At 44.6% G+C, this 22832-nt stretch carries 12 protein-coding genes and 1 pseudogene; 2 read left to right on the forward strand and 11 right to left on the reverse strand.

Features of this window, described 5'->3' with window-relative positions; all coding sequences use genetic code 11:
- Positions 1 to 40: 40 nt before the first annotated feature.
- Both UQ64_RS21040 and UQ64_RS21045 read right to left on the reverse strand, forming a co-directional pair.
- Positions 41 to 2227, reverse strand: coding sequence for an alpha-galactosidase (locus UQ64_RS21040; RefSeq protein WP_060625420.1), 2187 nt, complete (start codon positions 2225 to 2227; stop codon positions 41 to 43).
- Positions 2228 to 2512: 285 nt separating this feature from the next.
- Complete coding sequence (locus UQ64_RS21045) at positions 2513 to 4885, reverse strand: glycoside hydrolase family 38 N-terminal domain-containing protein (RefSeq protein WP_060625421.1); 2373 nt, start codon at positions 4883 to 4885, stop codon at positions 2513 to 2515.
- A 152-nt stretch (positions 4886 to 5037) separates the two neighbouring features.
- Here UQ64_RS21045 and UQ64_RS32965 point away from each other — a divergent pair.
- Positions 5038 to 5282: pseudogene (locus tag UQ64_RS32965) on the forward strand (IS4 family transposase); the annotation flags it as partial.
- Between the two features lie 10 nt (positions 5283 to 5292).
- Here UQ64_RS32965 and UQ64_RS21050 read toward each other — a convergent pair.
- The 7 genes from UQ64_RS21050 to UQ64_RS21075 all read right to left on the reverse strand — a co-directional run bounded on the left by UQ64_RS21050 (position 5293) and on the right by UQ64_RS21075 (position 14063).
- Entirely contained in the window at positions 5293 to 8064 is a 2772-nt protein-coding gene (locus tag UQ64_RS21050; protein WP_060625422.1) for a glycoside hydrolase family 38 N-terminal domain-containing protein, read from the reverse strand.
- Positions 8065 to 8199 (reverse strand): hypothetical protein, encoded by a 135-nt coding sequence (locus UQ64_RS32605; protein WP_280818236.1) that lies wholly within the window; start codon positions 8197 to 8199, stop codon positions 8065 to 8067. It lies immediately after the preceding gene.
- Positions 8196 to 8426 (reverse strand): hypothetical protein, encoded by a 231-nt coding sequence (locus tag UQ64_RS21055; RefSeq protein WP_060625423.1) that lies wholly within the window; start codon positions 8424 to 8426, stop codon positions 8196 to 8198. Before UQ64_RS21055 ends, UQ64_RS32605 begins: the two co-directional genes overlap by 4 nt.
- A gap of 78 nt (positions 8427 to 8504) precedes the next feature.
- A complete protein-coding gene (locus UQ64_RS21060) occupies positions 8505 to 10598 on the reverse strand; it encodes a DUF5054 domain-containing protein (protein ID WP_060625424.1) in 2094 nt (697 codons plus the stop codon).
- A gap of 71 nt (positions 10599 to 10669) precedes the next feature.
- Complete coding sequence (locus UQ64_RS21065) at positions 10670 to 12190, reverse strand: extracellular solute-binding protein (RefSeq protein ID WP_060625425.1); 1521 nt, start codon at positions 12188 to 12190, stop codon at positions 10670 to 10672.
- Between the two features lie 56 nt (positions 12191 to 12246).
- The gene (locus tag UQ64_RS21070; RefSeq protein WP_060625426.1) at positions 12247 to 13122 is read right to left on the reverse strand and encodes a carbohydrate ABC transporter permease; all 876 of its coding nucleotides are present in this window, start codon (positions 13120 to 13122) and stop codon (positions 12247 to 12249) included.
- Positions 13123 to 13142: 20 nt separating this feature from the next.
- Positions 13143 to 14063, reverse strand: a complete 921-nt coding sequence (locus tag UQ64_RS21075; protein ID WP_167348512.1) for an ABC transporter permease — start codon at positions 14061 to 14063, stop codon at positions 13143 to 13145.
- 389 nt (positions 14064 to 14452) lie between these two features.
- Between UQ64_RS21075 and UQ64_RS21080 the strand changes: the two genes are divergently transcribed.
- A complete protein-coding gene (locus UQ64_RS21080) occupies positions 14453 to 14854 on the forward strand; it encodes a hypothetical protein (protein WP_060625428.1) in 402 nt (133 codons plus the stop codon).
- 934 nt (positions 14855 to 15788) lie between these two features.
- On the opposite strand, the gene UQ64_RS31770 is transcribed toward UQ64_RS21080, so the two are convergent.
- Together UQ64_RS31770 and UQ64_RS21090 are read right to left on the reverse strand one after the other, a co-directional pair.
- Entirely contained in the window at positions 15789 to 22154 is a 6366-nt protein-coding gene (locus tag UQ64_RS31770) for a LamG-like jellyroll fold domain-containing protein (RefSeq protein WP_060625429.1), read from the reverse strand.
- A 224-nt stretch (positions 22155 to 22378) separates the two neighbouring features.
- On the reverse strand, positions 22379 to 22711 hold the full coding sequence (locus UQ64_RS21090) for a polysaccharide deacetylase family protein (RefSeq protein ID WP_156417631.1): 333 nt from the start codon (positions 22709 to 22711) through the stop codon (positions 22379 to 22381).
- Positions 22712 to 22832 lie beyond the last annotated feature (121 nt).

Consider the following 22832-nt stretch of genomic DNA (forward strand, 5'->3'; position numbering starts at 1 on the left):
ATACCTCATATGAACTTCATCCACAACCTTCTCCAAATTCTTAATTCACACGTTTCAATCTAAACAGCCAGCTTTGAAAATCACCATGAAGTCTTGGTGTGTGAATGCCGTTGTACATCAGTTCGTCACCGCCAAGCTGTTGTCCGGTTTCTACAACAACATAATCCGCACCCGCGTCTAGTCCTTTTAGGCGTAGAGAATCAAAAGGCTCGAACGGAACCGCCAGAACACGGCTATATACAACAATAGCCTCACTCTGATCCTCGCTTACGAACATCCACGCAGCCTCATTGCTTTCGAAAGGGTTCAGCAAGCGGTAATAATCACCGAATTGAACAAGTGAACGAATTTCCTTATACAGTGCAACCTGCTGCTTGGCAAGCTCTTTCTCTTCATCGGTGAACTTGGACAGATCCAGCTCATAGCCGAAATTACCGGACATCGCGATGTCCCCACGTGTCTTAAGCGAAGTTAACCGCCCAACTTGATGATTCGGCGCCGCCGATACGTGTGCCCCCATGGCACTGATAGGGTAAACGATGCTTGTTCCATACTGAATTTTCAAACGTTCTACAGCATCAGTGTTATCGCTTGTCCAAGTTTGCGGCATATAATAGAGCATGCCTGGATCGAAGCGACCACCACCACCAGAGCAGCTTTCAAAAAGAACATGCGAAAACTTCGTAGTGATCGTTTCCAGTACGTAGTAGAGGCCCAGTATGTAACGATGGGCAGTTTCCCGTTGACGATGTGGTGGCAACATCGCCGAACCAATCTCCGACATGTTACGATTCATATCCCACTTTACGTATGAAATCGGCGCATTATTCAAAATGTCCGACAGCATCTGAATGATTTCATCACAGACATCCTGACGTGAAAAATCAAGAATAAGTTGGTTACGTCCGAGTGACCGTCCACGATCTGGTACATGAAGACACCAATCTGGGTGGCTGCGATACAAGTCGCTGTCAGGCGAAATCATCTCCGGCTCGAACCATATACCGAATTGCATATCAAGCTTGTGCACACGCTCAACCAAATCTTCGAGACCGTCCGGCAGCTTCTTACGATTGACAAACCAATCCCCTAACGAGCTTTGGTCATTATCGCGTTTGCCAAACCAACCATCATCGAGTACAAATAATTCGATACCAAGTTCTTTACCTACTTCAGCAATCGCTTCAATCTTCTCTGCAGTGAAGTCGAAATACGTCGCTTCCCAGTTATTCACCAGAACAGGACGTGGCTCATCTCGGAACAATCCACGACATATGCGCGAGCGGTACAACTTATGATACGTACGCGACATACCACCAAGACCTTTTGCCGAATAAACAAGCACTGCTTCTGGTGTTTGGAAAGCTTCTCCAGGTTCAAGATGCCAACTAAAATCGAATGGATTCATACCAATTGACACACGCGTGTTGTTAAACTGATCCACCTCAGCCTGAGCGATGAAATTGCCGCTATAGACTAAATTAAACCCATACACATCGCCGTTATCCTCTGTAGCATCCTTGGAGAGCATCGCGAGAAATGGATTATGTTGATGCGAACTGGAGCCGCGGCGGCTCTCAACTGACTGCATGCCCATCATCAACGGTCTTACCTGAACATGCCGCTCACGTGACCATGAACCGGCCAAGTCTAGCATATCAAATCGATTATGCGGAAAATCAACACTAGCACTGAGAACTCGAAGCAGCTTGAGTGGTGCTTGACCTTCATTCACAAATCGGACTGAACGTGCAATGGCGTCGTATTGCACAAATGCCGTATAAGACAGCACTACCTTCAACCCAGTTACTACATCGCGAAGTGTAATTTCAAGCGTTTCTGCCTCACTATCCTTTTCTGTATAGGTTGCAGGAAGACCCTCAAGACGTGGCTTTCCCGGCGTAATAGTATGAGATTCATAACGCAAATCACTAATCGTCGATCCGTTCTCCAATTGGATTTGGTATGCTGGCACACGAAGATCTCCATTTCCGTATGCAGGATATTCAGTAGGGTTCATATCTAATGTAAATCTTCCATCCGATCCTTCAGGCGTTGGGGAGAATGAGGGGTGATCGAAATATCGAAGATCTTGTGTTTGACGACGAAGCTTGCGCCCCCAATAAAAGTGGGCAAGGTAACCTCCATCCAAAATTTTAATCATATAGCTTGTTTGATTAGCTTGCAGGTTAAATACACGAGTCGATGCATCATATGAAATGCTCATAAAAATACCTCCATAACGAATATTAAATACTTTAAAACGAATCAAAGTACAACTTTTGAAGTTTTCTTCAGTTACTAGTTAATTTCTTAACCTCATCAAGAAAATTAATGATATGGCGACCTGATCAAGTCGCCATATGAGAGGAAAAAGATGACTCATGACAAAATCAGGAGTCATCTTTTGATTGGTTAAATCTTATTTTTTATTGTCCGACATAGATAGAATCAATGTAATGGCTTCAGTAACGGGGCCGGCATGACGGAGGAAGAAGTTTCCCGTTTGATCCTATTTTCTTATCGCCAGAAAATCATAACTATTTTCCTGACAGGCGCGTATGGCTTTAGTGGAATCGGTATACGCTTGATTTACATCTATCGTATAGCGAAACTCGTAAAAGCCGCCACAAGAGGCCTTGAAATTCGTATCCCACTTATTGTTGGTTAGCCATGAATATAAAGGACCTGTAGGTTCAATTTGTTCTGCATAGTCCCATAATCGAAGCTTCCCGATATGCACCATAGGGGCATCCAAGGTAGTGATTGAAATCCCCAGGTCATTACCTACCAACGATGCTCCACTTTGAACAGAATAAAAGTCGCAACACGCATTTGGAAGCTGATCTATACACGGCCGTATTGCTGCACCCGCTTTATCCAAATACCATATCCCTTGCTCGGTTTGGAAAGGGAATGACGTATACATGCCTTCAGGGTCCAAGAGGTTTTCCTTGTTCAATCTTACTGACAGGTCGAAACGGGAGCCAGTACGGTAGAATTTGATTTCAAAAGCATAAGAGTGCGCGCCGCGAACATCGTATTCAAATTCCCATGTCTCATAGAAGTTATTGCTTCCTGTATTTGTAATTTGCTTGATTAGTCCGTTAAAAACTTCTCCTTTCGGAATCATACGAGCTTTATAACCAAAGCCTGCCGGATCCCAACGATTAACTCCTTCAAATAGCTGGTACAGAGGTGCGCCTAGGCCTGATGCCCCGTCCACTAAGAGTGACTTTTCGCTTGGTTTATGGATGAGGGTGTGCACACCCTTCTTATCGTCCCACTCTACGCGCAACAAGTCATTCTCGAAGCATCCCGTCCCCTTTGCCTCTCCTATTACGGATTTCACTTCTGCCTTATGGGATTCATCAGTTACGGTCAAGAACTCGAGTTTTAATTCTATCTCTTCCAAAGGTTCCATTTGGAGCTGGATGCATAATTCTTGTCCCCGCAGGGAATGATTCACTCGTACATAGGGATATTGGCGCCCCTGCAAATCTACCACTCGGATCGTATCTTCAAAAATAGGGGATTCCCAGTAATCAAGCGACAAATAGGCAAGCGACATTCTCGCTTCGATCGAAGGATTCATGACCTTGTAAGTAAAAGTCCTCCGGGCAGTAAAATCACCTTGGCCTTTGCCGGTAAGCACTTTATCTAATGCAATGCATGACAGTTCATCCGCCTCAACCGCATACTTGGTTTTGCGTAAAAGCAACTGCTGCACGCGAAAATCATAAGGTCTATGCAAAGAGGCGGAGTGACCCCAAGTATGTTCGGCATACAGGACAAGCGCACTGGTAACGGACTTCCATTCTTCTTCAGTTACATACTTTCGCTCCGGATCCAACCGTTCAGCCACCCGTTTCGTACGCTGTGCGTTGCGAAATAAAGACGTTTCCAGAGCGGTAGAGATGACGCCATCCGTCCACCAATCGTTCCAATCGCCACGGTAGACAGGAATATCAGGCACCGCGAATTCCAAGTACTCAAAATATTCGGCTAACGTTGCGGTGCGCAATTCAATTTGATCTCCATGTTTTTGGTTCCACTGTCGGATCAATTCACAATAGGAGTCTGTCGGAGGACTATTATCGGTGTATAATCCAGAACCCATGATTGGCATAAATCCGTATTCATAGCCGTCATTTCGGATCCCCTCCACGAGTGCAAACAAGGATTTCTCGGCGTACCCAATATCCTGAACATCGATATATTTATGAGCATCTTCAACGGAAAGTCCGGGAATCATCGGATTGCCGACCATGTTATATCCGGGCATGATTCCTAATAAGTTGGCTTTGTGATAGGTCAAACCCTGCCAGACCAAAATACGGTTCCCTTTCGGTGATTCCCAATAGAACGGCACGTTCGGTTTGCCGAAAGGACAGCCGGCATGATGGGTATTAATATTTGTAGATAAATATTTCACTCCTGCATCATACAAAGCGTCAACCATCCCCCATGAGAACCCGGTCACATCGCAAGACATGGCACTGACCAAGGGAATGCCTTCTTCTGTTGCAAACTCGAGCGCTGGTTTTAACGTGTCTCTCAAATGGCCCTCATCAAGCAGCTCGGTTAAATGGAGATAGAATGCCGTCAGTTCTATGTTTCCGCTTTTTAAAGCTTCAACCAGTTTGGCCCTTCCTGAGGATCCGGTTTTACTTAAATATTTCTCAACCGCCCAGAATCCTTCAAGCATAAATTTGAATTTGGTATTGCCGTCCCTGGATAATTGTTCTGGGGAAAGCGCCAGTTCAACTGCTTGCTCTACAAACTGCGTTTGATACTCGGTGATCACTTCTTGACGTTCCGTATATCCTATATCAATATGTGAATGCTGAATGATAAAAAACGTGAATGGGTCTCTGCGTTGCATTTTGAGTCCTCCTGCTCTTTAAAAAGATTGTTCATCATAACCACTCAACTGTCCAACCGTCTGTCTTCTCATGTCATACCATCAGACAATGATATGACTTCGGCCTTCATTCATTCTTTCACAAAACCGAGCACAATCCCGTGAATTGCCTTGCCGTTGCGTCAGGTATGTCGGCTTCTTACGCACTTATGGATAGTTAGTTTACGCTTGCGCCACTCATTCAAGAAATCATGAAACGTGGACGTCATGTAATCGGCATGGTAGCGCTACATCAATGGATGGGCAAAGACTGTGCCTGAAGGCGCTTAATGAAGTAGCGCCTCGGATTGAGGGCAAGAACCGCCACATCCTGCGCCTCATTCGTACGGAGCTTGCCCCCGGTAATCCCGTGAAGGTGAAACATGAATTTAGTCTTTCACAATGCGAAGGTTCAACCATTGCTTGCCAATCAAGTTCACTTGCAACTTACCGCTCTCGACAGTAAGCGCATCAATGTTTTCTTCCACAATCGTCGTTGTATACGCTTGTAGAATCGAATAGCCTGGAAATTCGATTTCAGCCGAAGTTGATTGGTCCTGCAAATTTTGTAATCGCAGGATCATGCCGTTTCCGTCGGCTGCCGGTTTGATATACGCAGGGACGATACCATCCCCTGTGAATTTCAAAAATTGGCCTGTTTGTTCGCCTTCGCTGTAAATCGATGGGAATAATTGAACCGGATGAGAAGCCTCTACCGCCTTTTTCAAGGCTTCTTCCGGATTAAATTTCGCAAACGTCGACAGCACGTATTTAAATTCCAATCTTCCTGGCTGACTAGCTCTGAAGTTTGTATCCCAGTAGTTGTTCATCGGCCATGCAAGCAAGAGCGGATTTTCATCCCGCGGAATCGTCTTTTGCTCTTTGCCGAAATTGAATCCGCCGATTTGGACGAGCGGGGCATCCGGACAAGCTAACGTCACGCCATGTTTGCCATCAAAGACGGAAACCGTCTGATCAACAGTAACCCAATCTTTGCTTACGGTCGGCAGCTGATCGGCGTCCAAGCTAACAAACGCTCCGGCACTATCGAATACCGCATTCCAATCGCGCTCAAGCTGCAACGGAAAGGCGAAGTAAATGGATTCGGGTTCTCGAACGTCAAGTTTTTCGATCGTCGCGTACAATTCGATGTCGGCACGATGCGCGAAGAACGTCATTTTTTGTTCCAATCGCTTCACGCCCGGTGCTGTCCAGATCAGCTTCAGCGTTGCGCCTGCCGAGTGTTTGTCGATGCTGCACGAAACGAGTTTTTCTGCGCCTGTACGGCTTGCCTTCCAATTATGGTTCCAATTGCTGATGCTGTTGTTGCAATCTTCGATGTTACGATCATTCAGGGTTGCGCGATGTTGTTTATTAAACAACGGGTTCGGCGTCTCATACACGAATTGGAATAACGTCCATTCGCTGTTCGGGTCAATCATTGACCAGCCGGTCGATTTGTCGAGCAATTCTTTAATCCTGCCGGTTGCTTGATCGTAGCTCATTCGATAGTATGGGGTCTCAATCCCTTGATCCGTCATGTGTACAAGGTCTTCGGTCGACTCGGAGGCTGCTTTTTTAAGCGGCAGCTTCTTGTAGCTGAAAGGTGGCATCGTGACGGTGCCGTAAGACTCCGTCATCCAATCCACGTCGTAATTGTTTTGACTCCCAATAAATCGGAAGGCCGAAACGTTTCTGCCTTCGAGCATATATTCACGCGGGATATGGATGTCGCACGTTTGCTCAATATGCGTTGGATTGACGAGCAGCAAGCTACCTAATGGTCCTGACTGCAACGGGTTCTCTGCGAGTTGTTCCAGCTGTTGATTGAGCACGTAGCTTGCGAGGCTGTTCGCCTGATATGCGAAATGCGCCTTATGCATCCATTGCGTTTTCGTAAATAAAGAATCCGGCTTGGTGATGGATTCATTCGCTCCCCACGTATGTTCGTCGTACATGAGCGCCTGATCCCACGCTTGATCGTATAGATGTCCGTTACCTGATTGTCCGTTCGGATTAAAGGCCGAAAGAAACTCCGCGCTCTTCAAGCTGACTTTCGTTCTACGGTTCAAGCGCGTTTCTTCCGCTGAGCTTGCAGCGCCGAAGTTCCAGAAATCCGTCCAGTCTCCCCGGTATATCTGGATCGTCTCTGCAGGCTGTTGTTTCAGTTTCTCAAGCAGTATGTCGGGCGTCACAAGGCGAATACGTTGCTGATGTCCTTCCGAATTCCATTTGCGAATCATCGCCATCAACCGTTGATCCGGCGGCGTGTTATCGTACATCGGCGTGTTAGTTGCCGACAAATAGATGAAATCGTACGGATATCCTTCGCGCTCGATGCGGGAAATATACTTATCGAGCCCTTCCTTCATCAGTTGAGTGCTTTCTGCATCCAGACTGCAGAAAGCGTTAAACATGGAGTAATGCTCCCCGTTGAATGTCAGCAGTTCTCTGCCATCCGGCGCGACCCAACGGAAGGCTCTCGGACGCTGCAGCGGAAGGCCGCCAAAGTGAATGTTGATGCCGGTCGTGTACAACTCGACGCCGGCATCTAGCATCGCTTGCGCCAACTGCCAAGGCTGTCCGTTAACGTCATGAGAAATCGCGGTTCGAATAGGCGCATTAATCTTCTCGCGAAGCTCTTTAACCGGATAAAGTTGACGTGCTAACGACTCGGCATTGCAAAGCGCAGTTGTGTGCATGTTTAAAGCAGCGATACAAACTTGCCCATTGTCAAGGAAAAATCGGAACTGCTTAACCCTTTCCTCACTTGCCGTTTCCAGCCATTTCATGACGGGAGCCGTCGCTTCGCAAGTCCAATAAAAGCGCTCGTCTTCTAGGTTATTCTTTGTTTGTTCGCACAAATCCAGCGCTTGATCGATGTACGTTTTTTGTAACTCCCATAACACGGGCTGAGTATGCGTGTATCCTACATCCAAATGACTATGATGGTACACAAGAATTTCCTTAATTTTAGACATCGCTATTTCCCTTTCTGATAGTGCTACCCTTACTGTTAACTTGCTTTTTTTCGATGATAAGGTAATGGGTTCCAACAAAGACACTTCTACCTGAATATCGCTTTGCAAACGCTTGTTGGCAGCTTTCGAGAAATAAATCATGGCTTTTGGTGATTTGACCGCCGATAAACCGAAGTTCAATTACCGATGATCATAAATCGCACTCTCAAAGTTCTTTACCTTGCCGGATATATATTCGCCGAGCGTAAACAAATAGGCATCTAAACGATTTGAAAATGTTTCGAATGCTTCGGCACTATTCTCTTGTTTCTTCAAGCTTCCGGTTTAACTCCGTTCGAAGATTTACACCGTACAGAGCCTCGAGTTTCGTTCCGCCGCCATTCTTTGACCAATCCGACACTATGCCGTGCACGAAATAACGCTTGCAAGAACGGATAAATCAGAAGAATCGGGAGCATCTCCACCATCAGCTTTGCCACGTTTAAAGTTTTGTCCGATGCTTTCATCAGTTTTATCAGCTGATCTGAGGTTAAGTTACTCATCGCTTCCGGCGTTATAGAGATGACCAGTTGCTGGATATACGTCTAAAGCCGATAGTTCTCCGGGTTACTTGTTTGATCTTAGGACATCCGATTCGACTGCAGCGTTAACCGAAACCGAAACTTCATGTCATCCTCGAACCACATCGGGAAGTTGGTGCCCCAAGAATTATTGTGCAGATTAAAATGAAAGCCACCCACAAGTGGAGCAAACGTATTGTCAAATTGCAGCAGTCGTTTTTCACCCGGGCAAACTACAGGTGAATCCAGCGTCTCAATCACGACACTTCCATCCGCACCTTCATAATAAAGTCCTGAATTAACAGCGTGCATATTCCGGTTGCCGTTCTTTACTACCGATAACGGCGAAATCCGTGTACCCAGTTTATCCATCGTCCACATGTTCGGACTGTCAACGCAAGGGACAAACGAGAACCAGCTCGCTTCTGGCAAACGGCATGCCGATTTATCCGTCCAACTCAACTCTACATCGATGTTAAAATCGTTATGATTGAACGTGTATACAATCTCAAGCTGATGAGGTGCGCCATATTCCTCGCAAGCATCGGCAGGCATTTCCAATTGAGCCCAAACTTTGTCGTCGTCCGCTCGCCGTTCCAATTGAAGATTTCTTAGAATCGGACAGTACTGCTTATGTTCCGGAGCAGGGTCTGCATATTCAATTCCGGGCTTGCTGTGATCTGGAATTGCCCAAATATAATTCTTTTTCATGTCAATCGTATATTCCTTAATATAGCGGTCGTAGTTTTCTTTGCTGAACGTTTCATATCGGTAGGTAGCTAACCTATTTCCATCATTTGCCCATACTTTCCCATTTCTATCAACCAGTTGATTGATAGAACCATCAGAATCGAAGCTAACTCGAAATTTACCTATCGTATAGCATCGGTTCATTTCAAGATTTCCAATGTTTGCAGCATCATTGGAATGATCTGAACTAAGAGGGTTCAGGTTGTCTAACACTTTCTTGGCTTCGATTTGCAATTCCGTACTTAGCGCTGATATTGCCTGATCCAGATATGCGCGTTGCTCCTCCCACGAGCTTTCAAAGTGCGAGTAACTGCGCTCTTCCTTTCGTTTAAGACGATTAAATGTATCAAAATGTGGACCTTGAACCGCTTCATCCCTGAACTGATCCTTCAATCTTGCCGCCGTAAAATCTGCCGCAGAGTAATTGATGTAATCCGCTAAATATGTTTTCTCATCCAACCCCCAAGTATGCTCTGCGACCAATAAGAGACGATTGCAGAACTTGCCGTAGCTTTCGCCATTTGGATCCAGGGAACCTGCGCTCACCCATTTATCCCTTAATCGAAGTAGTTCCCGGTAGCGTGCTACTTTGAGCGGATCGGTAGCCGTGCCCTGGATCCACGAATCACCTATTTCCTCGCTTACGACCGGAAGCACATGCTTACATTCAAGCATCTTTTCGGCGAAGGCATCCAGTGTTGACGCGACAATTTCTGCACCCGGGTATTCCGATTGTAATTGTTGATACAATAATTCTATCTCTTCTAAGGATGAAGGACCGTTATTATCGCCTGTGTGGGCAAAATAAAGCACATCCTCAAGTCCCTCCACTTCCAGAGCTTCACCATAATCACCGGCATAGTTGACGATCAGTTCAGAGCCATCGCTTGCTCTCCAAACAAACGCTTGCGGAACGCACGGAGCCTTGCTGGAAGGATTTACTCCTATATGCAAATAACGAATTCCGTAACTAGCCAATATAGGTACGATGCCGATCGTATGTCCAGGAACATCTGTCATTTTCGCGGCAATGGTATTTTTCCCGAATCGTCGATCCAACTTCTTGGAAATCGACAAGCCATATTCAAGCAGTGTTTTATCCATCAATTCCGTATGGGTTGTAAAAGGAAGACCATGCCATGCAATTTCTCCTCTGCTAATCGCATTCTCCATTTGGATCCGCTGCTCCTCAGGCGCGGATTGTAAGTATTCCTCGATCAGCCAAGACCCAACTGTCCAAATAAATTTCGACCGTCCGTCTTCACTTGCCAATCGTTGAGACAATGATAAGGCTTGTGGAATAAACGTAGTCATATACTTGTCAACCACATTAGCTGCAAGATCGGTAAATCCAATATCTAAATGTGTTTTAAAAATAACATGCACTTTTTTAACTGTAGTCATAAATTCAACTTCCTTCTTTCATATAATTGAGCCCGAGTCCGGATAACCAGACTCGGGCATATTCATTTCATTTATTTTTGTTCAGCCAAGTACGCATCCAGTTGTCTTTGATATTCTGCAAGAACATTGTCGATTCCGGCATCCTTCAATCGCTTTAGCATTTTTTCTTTAATAGAGGAGTATTCTACTAGACCACTATACAATGGGAGCTGATATTCTTTAACGATAGCGTTTACTTTGGCCAAGTCGCTCTTCACTGGCTCGGAATCTACGCTAAAGCCGATTAAATCTGTTTTAACGGCATCGTTATCCCAGTTCTTAATAATATCCAATTGCGCTGGAGTTATGTTCTTGCTGAACTTAGCGAATCTCATATCCGTCCAAGCCCAACTGATCGGCAAGTATTGCTTGTCAACTGCGATTCCGTCGTAAGAAGCGCTATTGCCGTCTAATTTATAGTTGATGCCTTCTACGCCAAGGGACATCAGATTATAGTTTTCTTCGTTGCTGTGAAACCAGTTCACGAATTGAACAGCCTCTTTAGGATGCTTGCTCGTCGTAAATACGGCCAATAAGTTATCTACAGAGTTGAAGATATACTTCGGTTGATCAGCTTGGAATTGAACGAATTCGATTTCCGCTCCAGGTACACTCGCCACTAAACCATCAATGCTCTCTGTTGGACGGAATAAATTCGATGCTATGGCAGCAGTTTTGCCTTTACCGAATTCTTCACCCTTTGCGATAGGATCTTTCGGAGTGTATCCTTTTTTATACCATTCATGCGCCTTGTTAACTAAATTACTGAATGCTTCGGATTCAAAAAGATTTTCGAACGTTAAAGGCTGTTGCGTAGCATCAATGTAGAAGAAGCTATTGAATAGATCTCCGTTCGCGTAATAACTAGGCATGTATTCCCGGCCAAGTCCAGTTGTTACGGCGCCTAATGGGGTCATTGTCGGTTCGTTCGCTTTCACGGCTTCCAAGTATTTCTCGAAATCTTCGAGCGTTTTGATTTCCGGTAGGTTGTATTTCTTACGCAAGTCGCCACGAATCTGGTAAGTATCATTATTTTGCGCGGTTGGTACTACCCGAGGTATCGCATAGGTTTTTCCGTCAAATTGGACGCCCTTCCAGACATAGTCTGGCGTGTTCTCCTTTAATTGTTGTCCATCGCTATCCAAATACTCATCTAACGGCAATAAAATGTTCTTGACTACACTTGACGGCAGATATGCAACCTGGGACCAAGTCAAATCGAAATCTTCTCCGCCAGCGACGACTAAGCTTTGTTTATTCCAATACGCATCCCATGGAACAAAAGTATAGTTAAGCTTAATGTTAAGGCCGTCGGCTTTCATTTTCTCTGCAATCGCAGCTGATACTGCATCCAAATCTTTCGGTGGATCTCCTGGGAATAGAATTTTCAACGTTACTTCTTCGCCTGAGGGCGTTTGTTCGCCGGTCACAGGGGCTTCAGAAGGTACTGCTCCTCCATTTTTATTGTTATTACTTCCACAACCTGCAAGCATCGTTATTGCTAGAATTGTCGTAAGAACAATGCTAGTAATCTTGCTTTTTTTGCTCTTCATAACTATCGCTCCCTTTGTCTAAGTCTTATGTATGTTGACCAACTTTGCCGTCGGGATCAACCTTTCACAGATCCAATCATAATTCCTTTGACGAAATACTTCTGTACATATGGATATACGAGAATAATCGGGCCTATTGCCACAAGGAACATGGCGAATACCAACGTTTCGGATGGTAGTTCAACGGTTGCCATATTTGTATTCATGCTCATATACTGAATCATCGAACTAATTCGGTATAACAAAAATTGCACTGAGAATAAGCTGTGATCATCTATCAACCAGAGAGGCGTTGTGTAATCGTTCCAATATGCCAAGGAAGCAAACAAGCCAATTGTCGCCAGGATCGGTCCCGATAATGGCGTAATGATCTTGAGGAACACGTACCATGGTCCAGCTCCATCAATTTCGGCTGATTCCGATAATGCCGTTGGAATCGATTTATAATAATTTCGAAGCAAGAAAATATTGAAGGGACTTATTGCAAGCGGAATAATATAAGCAAGTAACGAATTCCTCAAGTCAAGCACCTTCGTCATATTCAAGTACCAGGGGACGAGCCCTGCGCCGAATATCATCGGAATGAAGATAATAAGAGCGATTACGTTGCGGTATCTTACTTTCGGTATGGAGATTGAATATCCAAGCAACGTTGAGATGACCAATGAGAATATCGTTCCGACTACTGTGACAAAAATTGTAATTGAATAAGCCTTTAACACAATACCGTCCATGAATATAACTTTATATGCTGATAGTGAGAATGCATCCGGGAAAAATTGATACCCATTCATGACAACTGACTGTTCACTCGAGAATGACACGACGACAGCCAAGATAAACGGGACTATCGTCAATAAACTAAATAGAATAAGGCTACCGTAAATTAGAAAATCCATTACACTCAATTTGTTAATAGTATTGCTTTTCATTCCATTCACCTCGCTTCTGATTAGAACAATGCTGAGTCTTTATCATATCTTTTGGCGATCCAGTTACTCCCTAATACAACGATAAAGCCTACAACGGATTGACACAGACCAATTGCGGTTATCATACCGTAATCTCCTCCTCCAGTAATCATCGACCGATAGATATAGGTGTCGATAACATCTGTCGTCTCGAATAACAATCCGTTATTCTCAATGATGGCATAGATTAACGCAAAGTCACCAAAGAAGATTCTGCCTATGGACATTAAAGTCAAAATAATAATAGTAGGGATTAGATTCGGAATTAAGATATAACGTATCTTCTGCACGCGGGAAGCTCCGTCGAGAGATGCGGCTTCAAGCATTTCTTCGTCTATACCGGTTATTACGGAAAGATAGATAATTACAGAATAACCAACATTTTTCCATATGTTCGTTGATACGAGGATCTTCACCCAAGGTGCGGGATCCGTATACCATTGAATCGAATGTCCATTAAAAGCATGAATGAGCTCGTTTACGAGACCATATTCACTGCTAAACAACAATAAGACAATCTTCCCTACAATAGCGAAGGAGAAGAAATAAGGAATAAACATGATGCTTTGAAACACCCTTTTCATCGTTCGATTCCTCAACTCATTGAGCATAAGTGCGAATACGACGGCTAGCATCGTTCCCCAAAAGATGTTGTTGAAGTTAATCCATAACGTGTTCATGGTAATCCGCAAGAAATCTCCGTTATCCAAGAAAAACTTAAAGTTCTCGAATCCTGCCCATGGACTTCCATAGATTCCGTCCATAGGATTGAAGTTCTTGAATGCGAGAATCATTCCCGGGTAGGGAAAATACGAAATAACGATCAACAACGCCAAACCCGGTACCGCCATTAAATAATAAGATCTGTTCTTCCATAATTCAGCCAGTATACCGTTCTTCATGTTCATTAGCTTCACCTGTTATCTTCGTTATTGTGTTCATTTCCTACACTATAACGGGCATTCAATTTTCTGAATATCGTCAAATATTGAGGTCATATTCTAATGTTGTGAATTGTCTCCATTCACTTGCCAGCCATTAATGAAAGCGTTATATTTAGAACTACAAGGAGAGATTCTATTGAAAATAATGAAATCGATCAATGCTAGGATCATTCTCTATCTCTCACTTATCATTGGACTATCCCTAAACAGCTTAGGCTTTATCAGTTATCAAATTTATTTATAATAACGACGAAAAGATTTCCTTTATCAATAATCGGGCGCTGATTGGATACGATTCTCCTTTTCTTAACAAAGTATGGGATGATTTCAAAAAAACTCAATATGCGTTGCAAACCCGCTCTTATGGCTCCCATAAGCCTGATTATTATGAGCTCTGTTCCCGTAAAACCGATGGCAACGACATTACGATAGCCGCCAATATTAAAGATTCTTACGATCCATCGGACCCTACTTTATACGGGTTCGCCATATTCGATTACAACATTAGCAAGCTCAAACGCATCTATGACCAAATTCAAACTCAGACGGGCATTGATTCTATTATCGTCGATGACCAGCAACAATTTATTTATCAGACTGATTCATCTCTTACTTTAACGAACTCTTCCATGGAGAACCTATTCGAGCATTCCTCCGGTTACTGGACGGAGGACATTGAATGTAACAAAAGTTTAATGCTTATCCGTAATACAACGATAAAATCAATGAACTTACTGAGGAATCCGTGAAACGCCAGCTACTTCAAAAAGAAGCCGAATATGATGCGCCCCAGTCCAAAATGGATCCACATTTTCTTTATGCTGCTGATCAGAGTGATTACTAGAGAACTCACGTGTTGTTCTCTAGCCTCGTGCCCTGTCCACCCTTCGTTCTTCTCTCTGTAACTCCCACACGAAAACAGCTCATCGCCTGATTATCCACGCAATTTGGGATAAGTTTCTCCGTGTCCTAGCCCATGTAACGGCAATCGGTTGGTTATCCTGTTGACCCAGACGGTCTCCCCTTATGTTCGACCTCAATTCTACGGCGTTCGTGTCTCACTGTTTTTTTCTGTTGCGTGTCATTTTCGTGCTGAGTCTTCTTTTCTTCCACGTTTCCAGGCTTCGCACGATTCCCCCGCCTTTTGGGTCGGGGGGCGCCCCGGCAACGCTTGTGTCGGGTCACTTGCCATTGCGGCTTTTCCTGCAAGCTTTTTCGCTTCTATCCCTTCTTATGACTGCTCGCCATCCATAGCCTCAGTCTTGACCTACGCGATCTTGACCATGGGTCACCGCTTCTGCGGGGACGGTAGGGCTCTCCTTGGGTCACGTCAATCGACTTTCACCCGAATCCAGTCCACTTAACTTCCGAGATCAACGGTGGTATTAGACGTTCTCTTCTTTTGAATAGCGATTGATTCAAACGATTGAATCTGCCGCCAAATCGAACATATACCAGCACGTAAAAGGGACATAGCCCCAAGGCTATGTCCCTTAATTTTTTTGTTACATATGTTCATACGATGTGAAGAGGATCCTAGAGGATTTAGATTATAACTACAGCAACGAAATTTACAGCTCACCAGTTATTGTTATTCTTCTTCACTCATGCTGCTCTTGGTGAATGGGAAAGTAATCGTTCTGCTTTTGGAAAGGCCGTTACTTGTGGCCTTCGTCTTATTGATTATTCAACCTTTAATATTTGGTTCATCAATCGATACATAATAACTGCCACTTCTGCTCTTGTTGTTGTCGCATTCGGGCTGATCTTACCTGCTCCTTTACCTGTAATAATGCCATCGTGGACTAGTGCCGCCACTGCATCTACGGCATACACTGAAATGCCAGATGCGTCAGTAAAGCGATTCAAATCAGATGCCATTCCATGAGATTCCCATTTACCGCCAGCTTGTAGTGCCCTTACGACTAGCACCATCATATCCTGCCTGGAAATTTTCTCTTTCGGATTGAACATCCCATCCCCAGTTCCCTTAGCGATTCCCAGTGCCTTCACAATGCCGAGCGCTTCATAGTAGTAATCACCTTGAACGACATCCTGGAAGTTGCCGCTGATGTCTGCTTTTAAGCCCAGTGCTCTGACCAGCAACGTCACGAAATCCGCTCTTGTGATCTCTTTACCAGGCTCAAACGTCGTTGCCGAAGTGCCTTTAATGATACCTAGTTTGGCCAATGCCTGGATCGCTTCTTCAGCCCATGCATGTTTGCCAATATCCGTGAAGATCGGAGTGCCTGGTTCCGGATTCGTGGAAGAACCGTCTCCATCGCTGTCTCCCCCGGATTTCTTCAGGACTCCCGTTACTGCGATAACCGCTGTTTTCCCTTGATAGCTTACCGTTACGGCGGCGCTTCCCTTACCGACCGCTTCTAAGATCCCGTTCGCACTTACCGCAATCACAGATGCATCCGAAGTGGCGTACGACGCTTTACCTGTTACGTTCTCCTTGGTTCCGTCGCTATAGATTGCCGTAACCTGAATCGCCTGGGTTTTGCCTACTTCCAGCGAAGAGGACGCAGAATCGAGACTGATTCCCGTGAGCACGGCCACATTTCCTGGATTTCCAGGATTTCCGGTATTACCGGAGTTTACAGTAACGTTATACACCGCTTGGTGACCGCCGTCTGCTGTCGTAGCCGTGATCTTCGCGCGTCCAGCAGATACAGCCGTTACCCTAATACTTGTTGTACCGGTCGCTACATCGTACACCGCATCTGTAACCGACACTGCATTTCCTTCTACCGCAAAGGTTACCATTTTATCGGTTGCATCCGCCGGATTAACCTTTGCGATCAAGGTATCCAAAACGCCAATGTCGAACACCGCAGACGATTTATTCAGGGTAACACCCGTTGCCGTGACTGGTGAAGCAACCACCGTCACTTCATATTCGGCCTTGCTGCCGTCTACCGCAGTCGCTGTTACTTTCGCATAGCCAGTCGACACGGCGCTTACCGTTACGCTTGTCGTTCCACTTACCTCATCGTACACAGCACTTGAGACGGTGACCGCATTTCCTTCTACCGCAAAAGTTACGGTCTTATCGGTTGCATCAGCCGGACTGACCGTTGCGGTCAATTCATCCGTAGCTCCAACGATCATAGTCGAGGAAATCTTATTCAGTGAAACGCCTTCTGCAGGCACTTGAACGTCGTTAACCGTCACATTATAGTAATCTCTGTAATGTCCATCTTCGGTTTCTACCGTAATCTTGGCTTCACCTACAGACAGCGCCTTCACTGTTGCGCTTGTCGTTCCGTCAGCGTTGAAGACCACATCAGTCAATTCAACTACTTGGTCATTGTCTACCGTGAAAGTTACTTTCTTATTGCTTGCATTCGTTGGTGTTACCGTCGCTATCAATTGATCAATAGCTCCTACATTTAGCGAAGCCGTTGTTTTGTTCAACGTAACTCCAGTGGCTGCTACGTTTGTTTTCTCTAACACCGTCACGCTAATGGTCGTTGTCAATGGTACGTTGTTCGGATTCGTCACACCTTCTGGTAGTGTTATGGTTCCATTTACAGTGAAGGTCTGTTCCTCCTTAACAGCTTGATCATAGTCGGAACCGGAGACATCCCATGTCACATCAGCGTTCATGCTTGCAAGATCCGTTACCAATTCTACGGTTGCAGGCAATCTAAGATCCGCTGCTGTCTTCGCCGTTCCGTTCACTAGACCTGTAATCGCTGCAGGCGTTGGTATACTCTGCAACTTCATACCTAGCCCGATATTCATCAATTGCGTGACTTGAGCCTGAGTCAACGGACCGTTAAATATGCGAACGTCGTCTAGCAGTCCAGTATAGGATTCTCCGTAGTCAGCGGATCCCAACATGATTTTACTCGTTACGCTCGGAAGCGGCCCGAGATTCGTTGCATCGCTTGCCACCAGTACACCGTCTACATAGATCTTCATCCCAGTCTTCTGACTGTAGGAAGCTACATAATGATGCCATTGGTTATTGCTGTAGGTCCATGGGAACGACAGCGATTTATTACTAGATGATCCATTGGGCCAATAGGCCACTTGAGCTGTACCCTTGTCGGTCAACTGTAGAGCTGTGAAACGATTATCTTGACGGAAAACGCTATAGTAGCCGTTTGCAGGCTTCGAAGTTTTGAACCACAGCGACACTGTCTGGTCACCTGTTTGGTTCACCGTTGCGAAAGGAGCAACCTCTACTCTTGCCTTTGATGAGCCACCGCTGAATTCAAGCGCTCCGTCGATCTTGCCTGAATTGTTCCAAGTTGGATTGTTAATCAAAGTTCCGTTGTTGCCTTTGCCTGAAGAATCGACAGCGGTTGTACCGGAGCCTTCATTGAACTTCCAGTGAGCTACTAGTTCGATAGGCCTAACCGTTACGCTAATGCTTGTTGTCAATGACACGTTGCTCGTATTCTTCACAAATTCTGGCAGTGTTACGATTCCAGCGACCGTGAAATTCTGTACTGTCTCAACATTCGGATCGTAGCTTGAGGCGTTAACATCCCATGTCACATTAGCATTTATATTTCCTACATTAGTAACCAATTCTACGGTTGCGGGTAATCCAAGTGCCGCCGCAGTCTTTGCCGTACCGCTCGCTACCCTTGTTATTGTCGCAGGCGCTTTTATGCTCTGCAACGTCAATTCCTGAACACCATGCATCAATCGCAATACCTCATTCTGAGTCAACGGACCGTTAAATATGCGAACGTCATCTAGTTGTCCATTGTATGCTTCCCCGCCAGACACATCGGCTCCAAGTAGAATCTTACTTGTTACTCGCGGAAGCGGACCGAGATTCGTTGCATCGCTTGCCACTACTTTACCGTCGACATAGATTTTCAATCCCGTTTTCTGACCGTAAGAAGCGACATAATGATGCCATTTGTTATCATTGTAGGTCCATGGAAATGATAATGTTTTAGGTTGAGATGCACCGCCCGGCCAATAAACCACGCGAGCCTTGTTTCCTCCTTCCATCTGAAGAGCTGTGAAACGATTTTCTTGTTTGAAAATGTTGTAGTAGCCATTGGAAGGCTGAGAAGTGTTGAACCACAATGACACCGCCTCATCACCTGTTTGCTCCAAAAATGAGAAAGCGTTAATCTCGGCCCTTGAGCCGCCATTGAAAGCAAGTGATCCCTCGAACTTGCCCAAGCTGTTCCAAGCTGGGTTGTTAACGAGCTTTCCAATATTGCCCTTGCCAGAAGAATCATTGATCGCTGTACCAGATTCCTCATCGAACTTCCAATGGGCCACTAGTTCGGCAGGGCTAACCGTTACGCCATTATCTGTTGTTGAGTGCAGTATAATGTAGTCAAGTTTTACGTTGCCGCTATCTCCATCATCGTATTTATAAGATATCGTATTAATTCCGGATTTTAGCGTTACAAGCTCAACCTGGTCGCTCCATGTATCCGAATTTTCCAAGCTCCGTAGACTAATCTGTCTTAACTTGATGCCGTTCACATACAGGCTGACTGTCTGTGTTGCACCCGTAGCATTTGCATATCTGAGATCTAGATAATAACTACGCGTTAACGCTGATGAATTATTTACTGTAAAGGTAGTCGTTGCACCGAATTCCCCGTATCCGGTCACATAACCATCCCCGGAATAATTCAGGCCGCTGCTACCTATCTCTGCTTTGTCCGAGAGTACGGCATTCTCAGCCTCATACATGTTATATGCTGTTACTGTAATATAATCGAGACTAACATTGCCGCTGTCGCCTGATTCATACTTATATGCTATCGTATTGTCCCCTGCATTCAGGTTTATCGTCTCAACCTTGTCGCCCCATGTATCTCCATTTGCCAAGCTCGGTAGACTAATCTGCTTTATCTTGCTACCGTTCACATACAGGCTGAGTGTCTTTGTTCCACCTGTAGTATTCGCATACCTAAGATCCAGATTATAACGTCCTTCTGACGCAGTATTTACTGTAAAGGTAGTCGTTGCACCGATAGAATCGTATCCAGCTGTGAAACCACTTCCGGAATAATTCAGTTGGTCGTTACCTACCTCTGCACCGCCCGATAGTGAAGCATCCTCTGCCTCATAATTATTTTGTTCCACAAATCTCCACTGATCGCTCGTCCAATCCCCCCCACCTACCATACTGGATTGTACATAACCGTTCTGTGTGTGGATATGCATTAGCCCATGCTTGCGGTTTCTGAGTTGGAAATATCCATATTCAGAGCCGACTGGCATCCAATCCGCATTCCATTCTATAGCGGGTCCAGTCTTAATTCGACCGTTATTAGCTTCAAAATTCATATAGTTTCCGGTTAACCGGTTTCTGAAACGGATAAATCCATCACTATTTTCTAGAGCCCATTGATATTCATATCCTGTTCCATCTCCATAACTTACTGTTCCGGAATCATCAAAAAGGCTTTTACCTATCTGCTTGCGATTATAGATTTGATAATACTTACCGTCGGAGTCCGCAGGGACAATACTCGTCGGGAGTGAAAGGTTTCCTGAATAAGGCTCCCCATTAAATGTGACGTTTGTAACATAACTACCTATAGACAAGTTTCCACTTGCGCTATCTGTAACAAGCTTCCCATCAACTTTCACATTTTCAAAATGTACTCCGTCGACATACTCATTCTCACTTATCCCGCCTATCTGCGACCCGAAATCATATGGATTGGAAGCATAATTGATATTCTTTAATGTTATATTACTCATCCTTCCAGTTGCATGATTCCACATTTGATAGGGATATACTTCCAGCATGCTCCCGTATCTTGTACGTTCTATTTCAATATTCTCTAAGAGCACATTATCAACTAAACCTCCGGCGGAATAAACTCCAATAGTACCTCTTATGCCAGGATATGCATTAGAGTTAATAATGTAGATATCTCTAGCTACATAGTTTGTAGTATCACCAGCGTTAATCATAATACTATGCACTCTCATGCTAGCAACCACGTTATTCTCCCATAAGATGTTACTACTTCTATTGCCAGTCACAAGACCATCGTCAGAACTTCTAATAAAGCTATTCTTCACTGTCACATTATTATTGTCCATTACAAGCACAATGCCGTCACCTTCATGCATACTGGTAAACCCTTTAATATTGTCTATTATTACATCAGTACTGCCGATTACATTGACAGACTGCCTTTCAGGATTGACGATAACTAATCCCTCAATTTTGACATTTTTCGAGTAGAATGCGACAATACCTGGCATTTCGGGGTTCTTAGCTCTAGCAGCATCCGTAAAATCACCGCTCCACTTAGACAACTCAAGTATGCCTCGTCCTCTAATGGTAATGTTCTCTTTAATAGGACTCTTATCCCAATTGGGCTCATTCAAATACGGATTGGTTCTAATTTGCGCCTTTACTATAGCACCTGGCGCTAAATAGACTGTTTTTCCACTCGGTACATCTATATAATCCATATCTGCCTTGTAGTTGCCATTTGTATGAGCACCTATTTTCTGCCTCTTTATGTAGTCAGAGGTTCCATACTCATGAACTCCAGGGCCAAAGTACATGACGTTCGGATCACCCTCTGACGGAATGTCCGTATCGATAGGATTTGCAAATATATGAAGCGCACTATAGATATTATCATTTACCTCAAGTACGATGTTTTTAGCCCCGGTCACTGAAAACGTCATCACATTGCCCTCAATTGTTGGCGTTATTCCGTATGCCTGAGGCCAAACCTTTGCTGATGTTAATGGACCGCCATGATACGTAACCTTCATTTCCACTGTACCTGCAGAGTCAAACATTACAAAACCTGTAGGCATATTGCTATTACCTGGATCACCCGAATCACCATTAAACATTTTTGCTGAATGTGTAAATAATTTGTTCCAAGATCCCCCTGGACTGCTAACCTCTGCTGTAAAGGCTGAATAGCTTGCAGTTCCTGCCGGCGGATCAGGATATACATCAAGTTGATTTTGATCAGTCGCGAAAACAGATTTCGGCAAAGAGATAACGGTAATAATTGTAAACATCACTAGTACTAAGACCAAACTTAATAATTTTTTTCCATTTCTTTTCATGTTAACTCTCCCTTCTTTTACTTACAATTTGGATTTCCTGAAGCCTTTACCTGTAATAATACCATCGTGGAATATTGTCGCTACTGCATCTACCGCATAGGTTGCAATGTCAGATGCGTCGGTAAAGCTGTTGCTTCATTTCTACATCAACATAAGTCGATTCCAAAACTTGGCGTAACTTTCGCCATTTGGATCTAGAGAACCCGTATCCACCCAATGATCTCTTAAGCGAAGTAATTCCCGATAAGGTGGGATCGGACGCTGTGTCTATGCACCCGCTGCTCTTCAGGCGCAGATTGCAAATATTCCTCGATTAGCCAAGACCCCACTGTCCAAATAAATTTCGACTGTCCGTTCTTGCCATGCATACGTTCAGACAATGACAACGCTTTCATAATAAACTTAGTCATGTACTCATCAACTACATTAGCCGCAAGATCAGTAAACCCAATGTCCAAATCCGTTTTAAAAACAACATGTACTTTTTCACCTGAGGGCGTCTGTTCCCCGGTCACAGGCGCTTCAGAAGGTGCTGCCCTCCACACTATAACGGTCATTCAATTTTCTGAACATGGTCAAATGTTGATGTAGTGTTCTAATATTGGGATATATCACTATTCTCTTGTCAGCTATTATTCAAGACGTTATATTTAGAACTACAAGGAGAGATTCTATTGA

It is taken from the genome of Paenibacillus etheri, assembly GCF_001012825.1.
In the GTDB taxonomy this organism is placed as follows: domain Bacteria; phylum Bacillota; class Bacilli; order Paenibacillales; family Paenibacillaceae; genus Paenibacillus_AQ; species Paenibacillus_AQ etheri.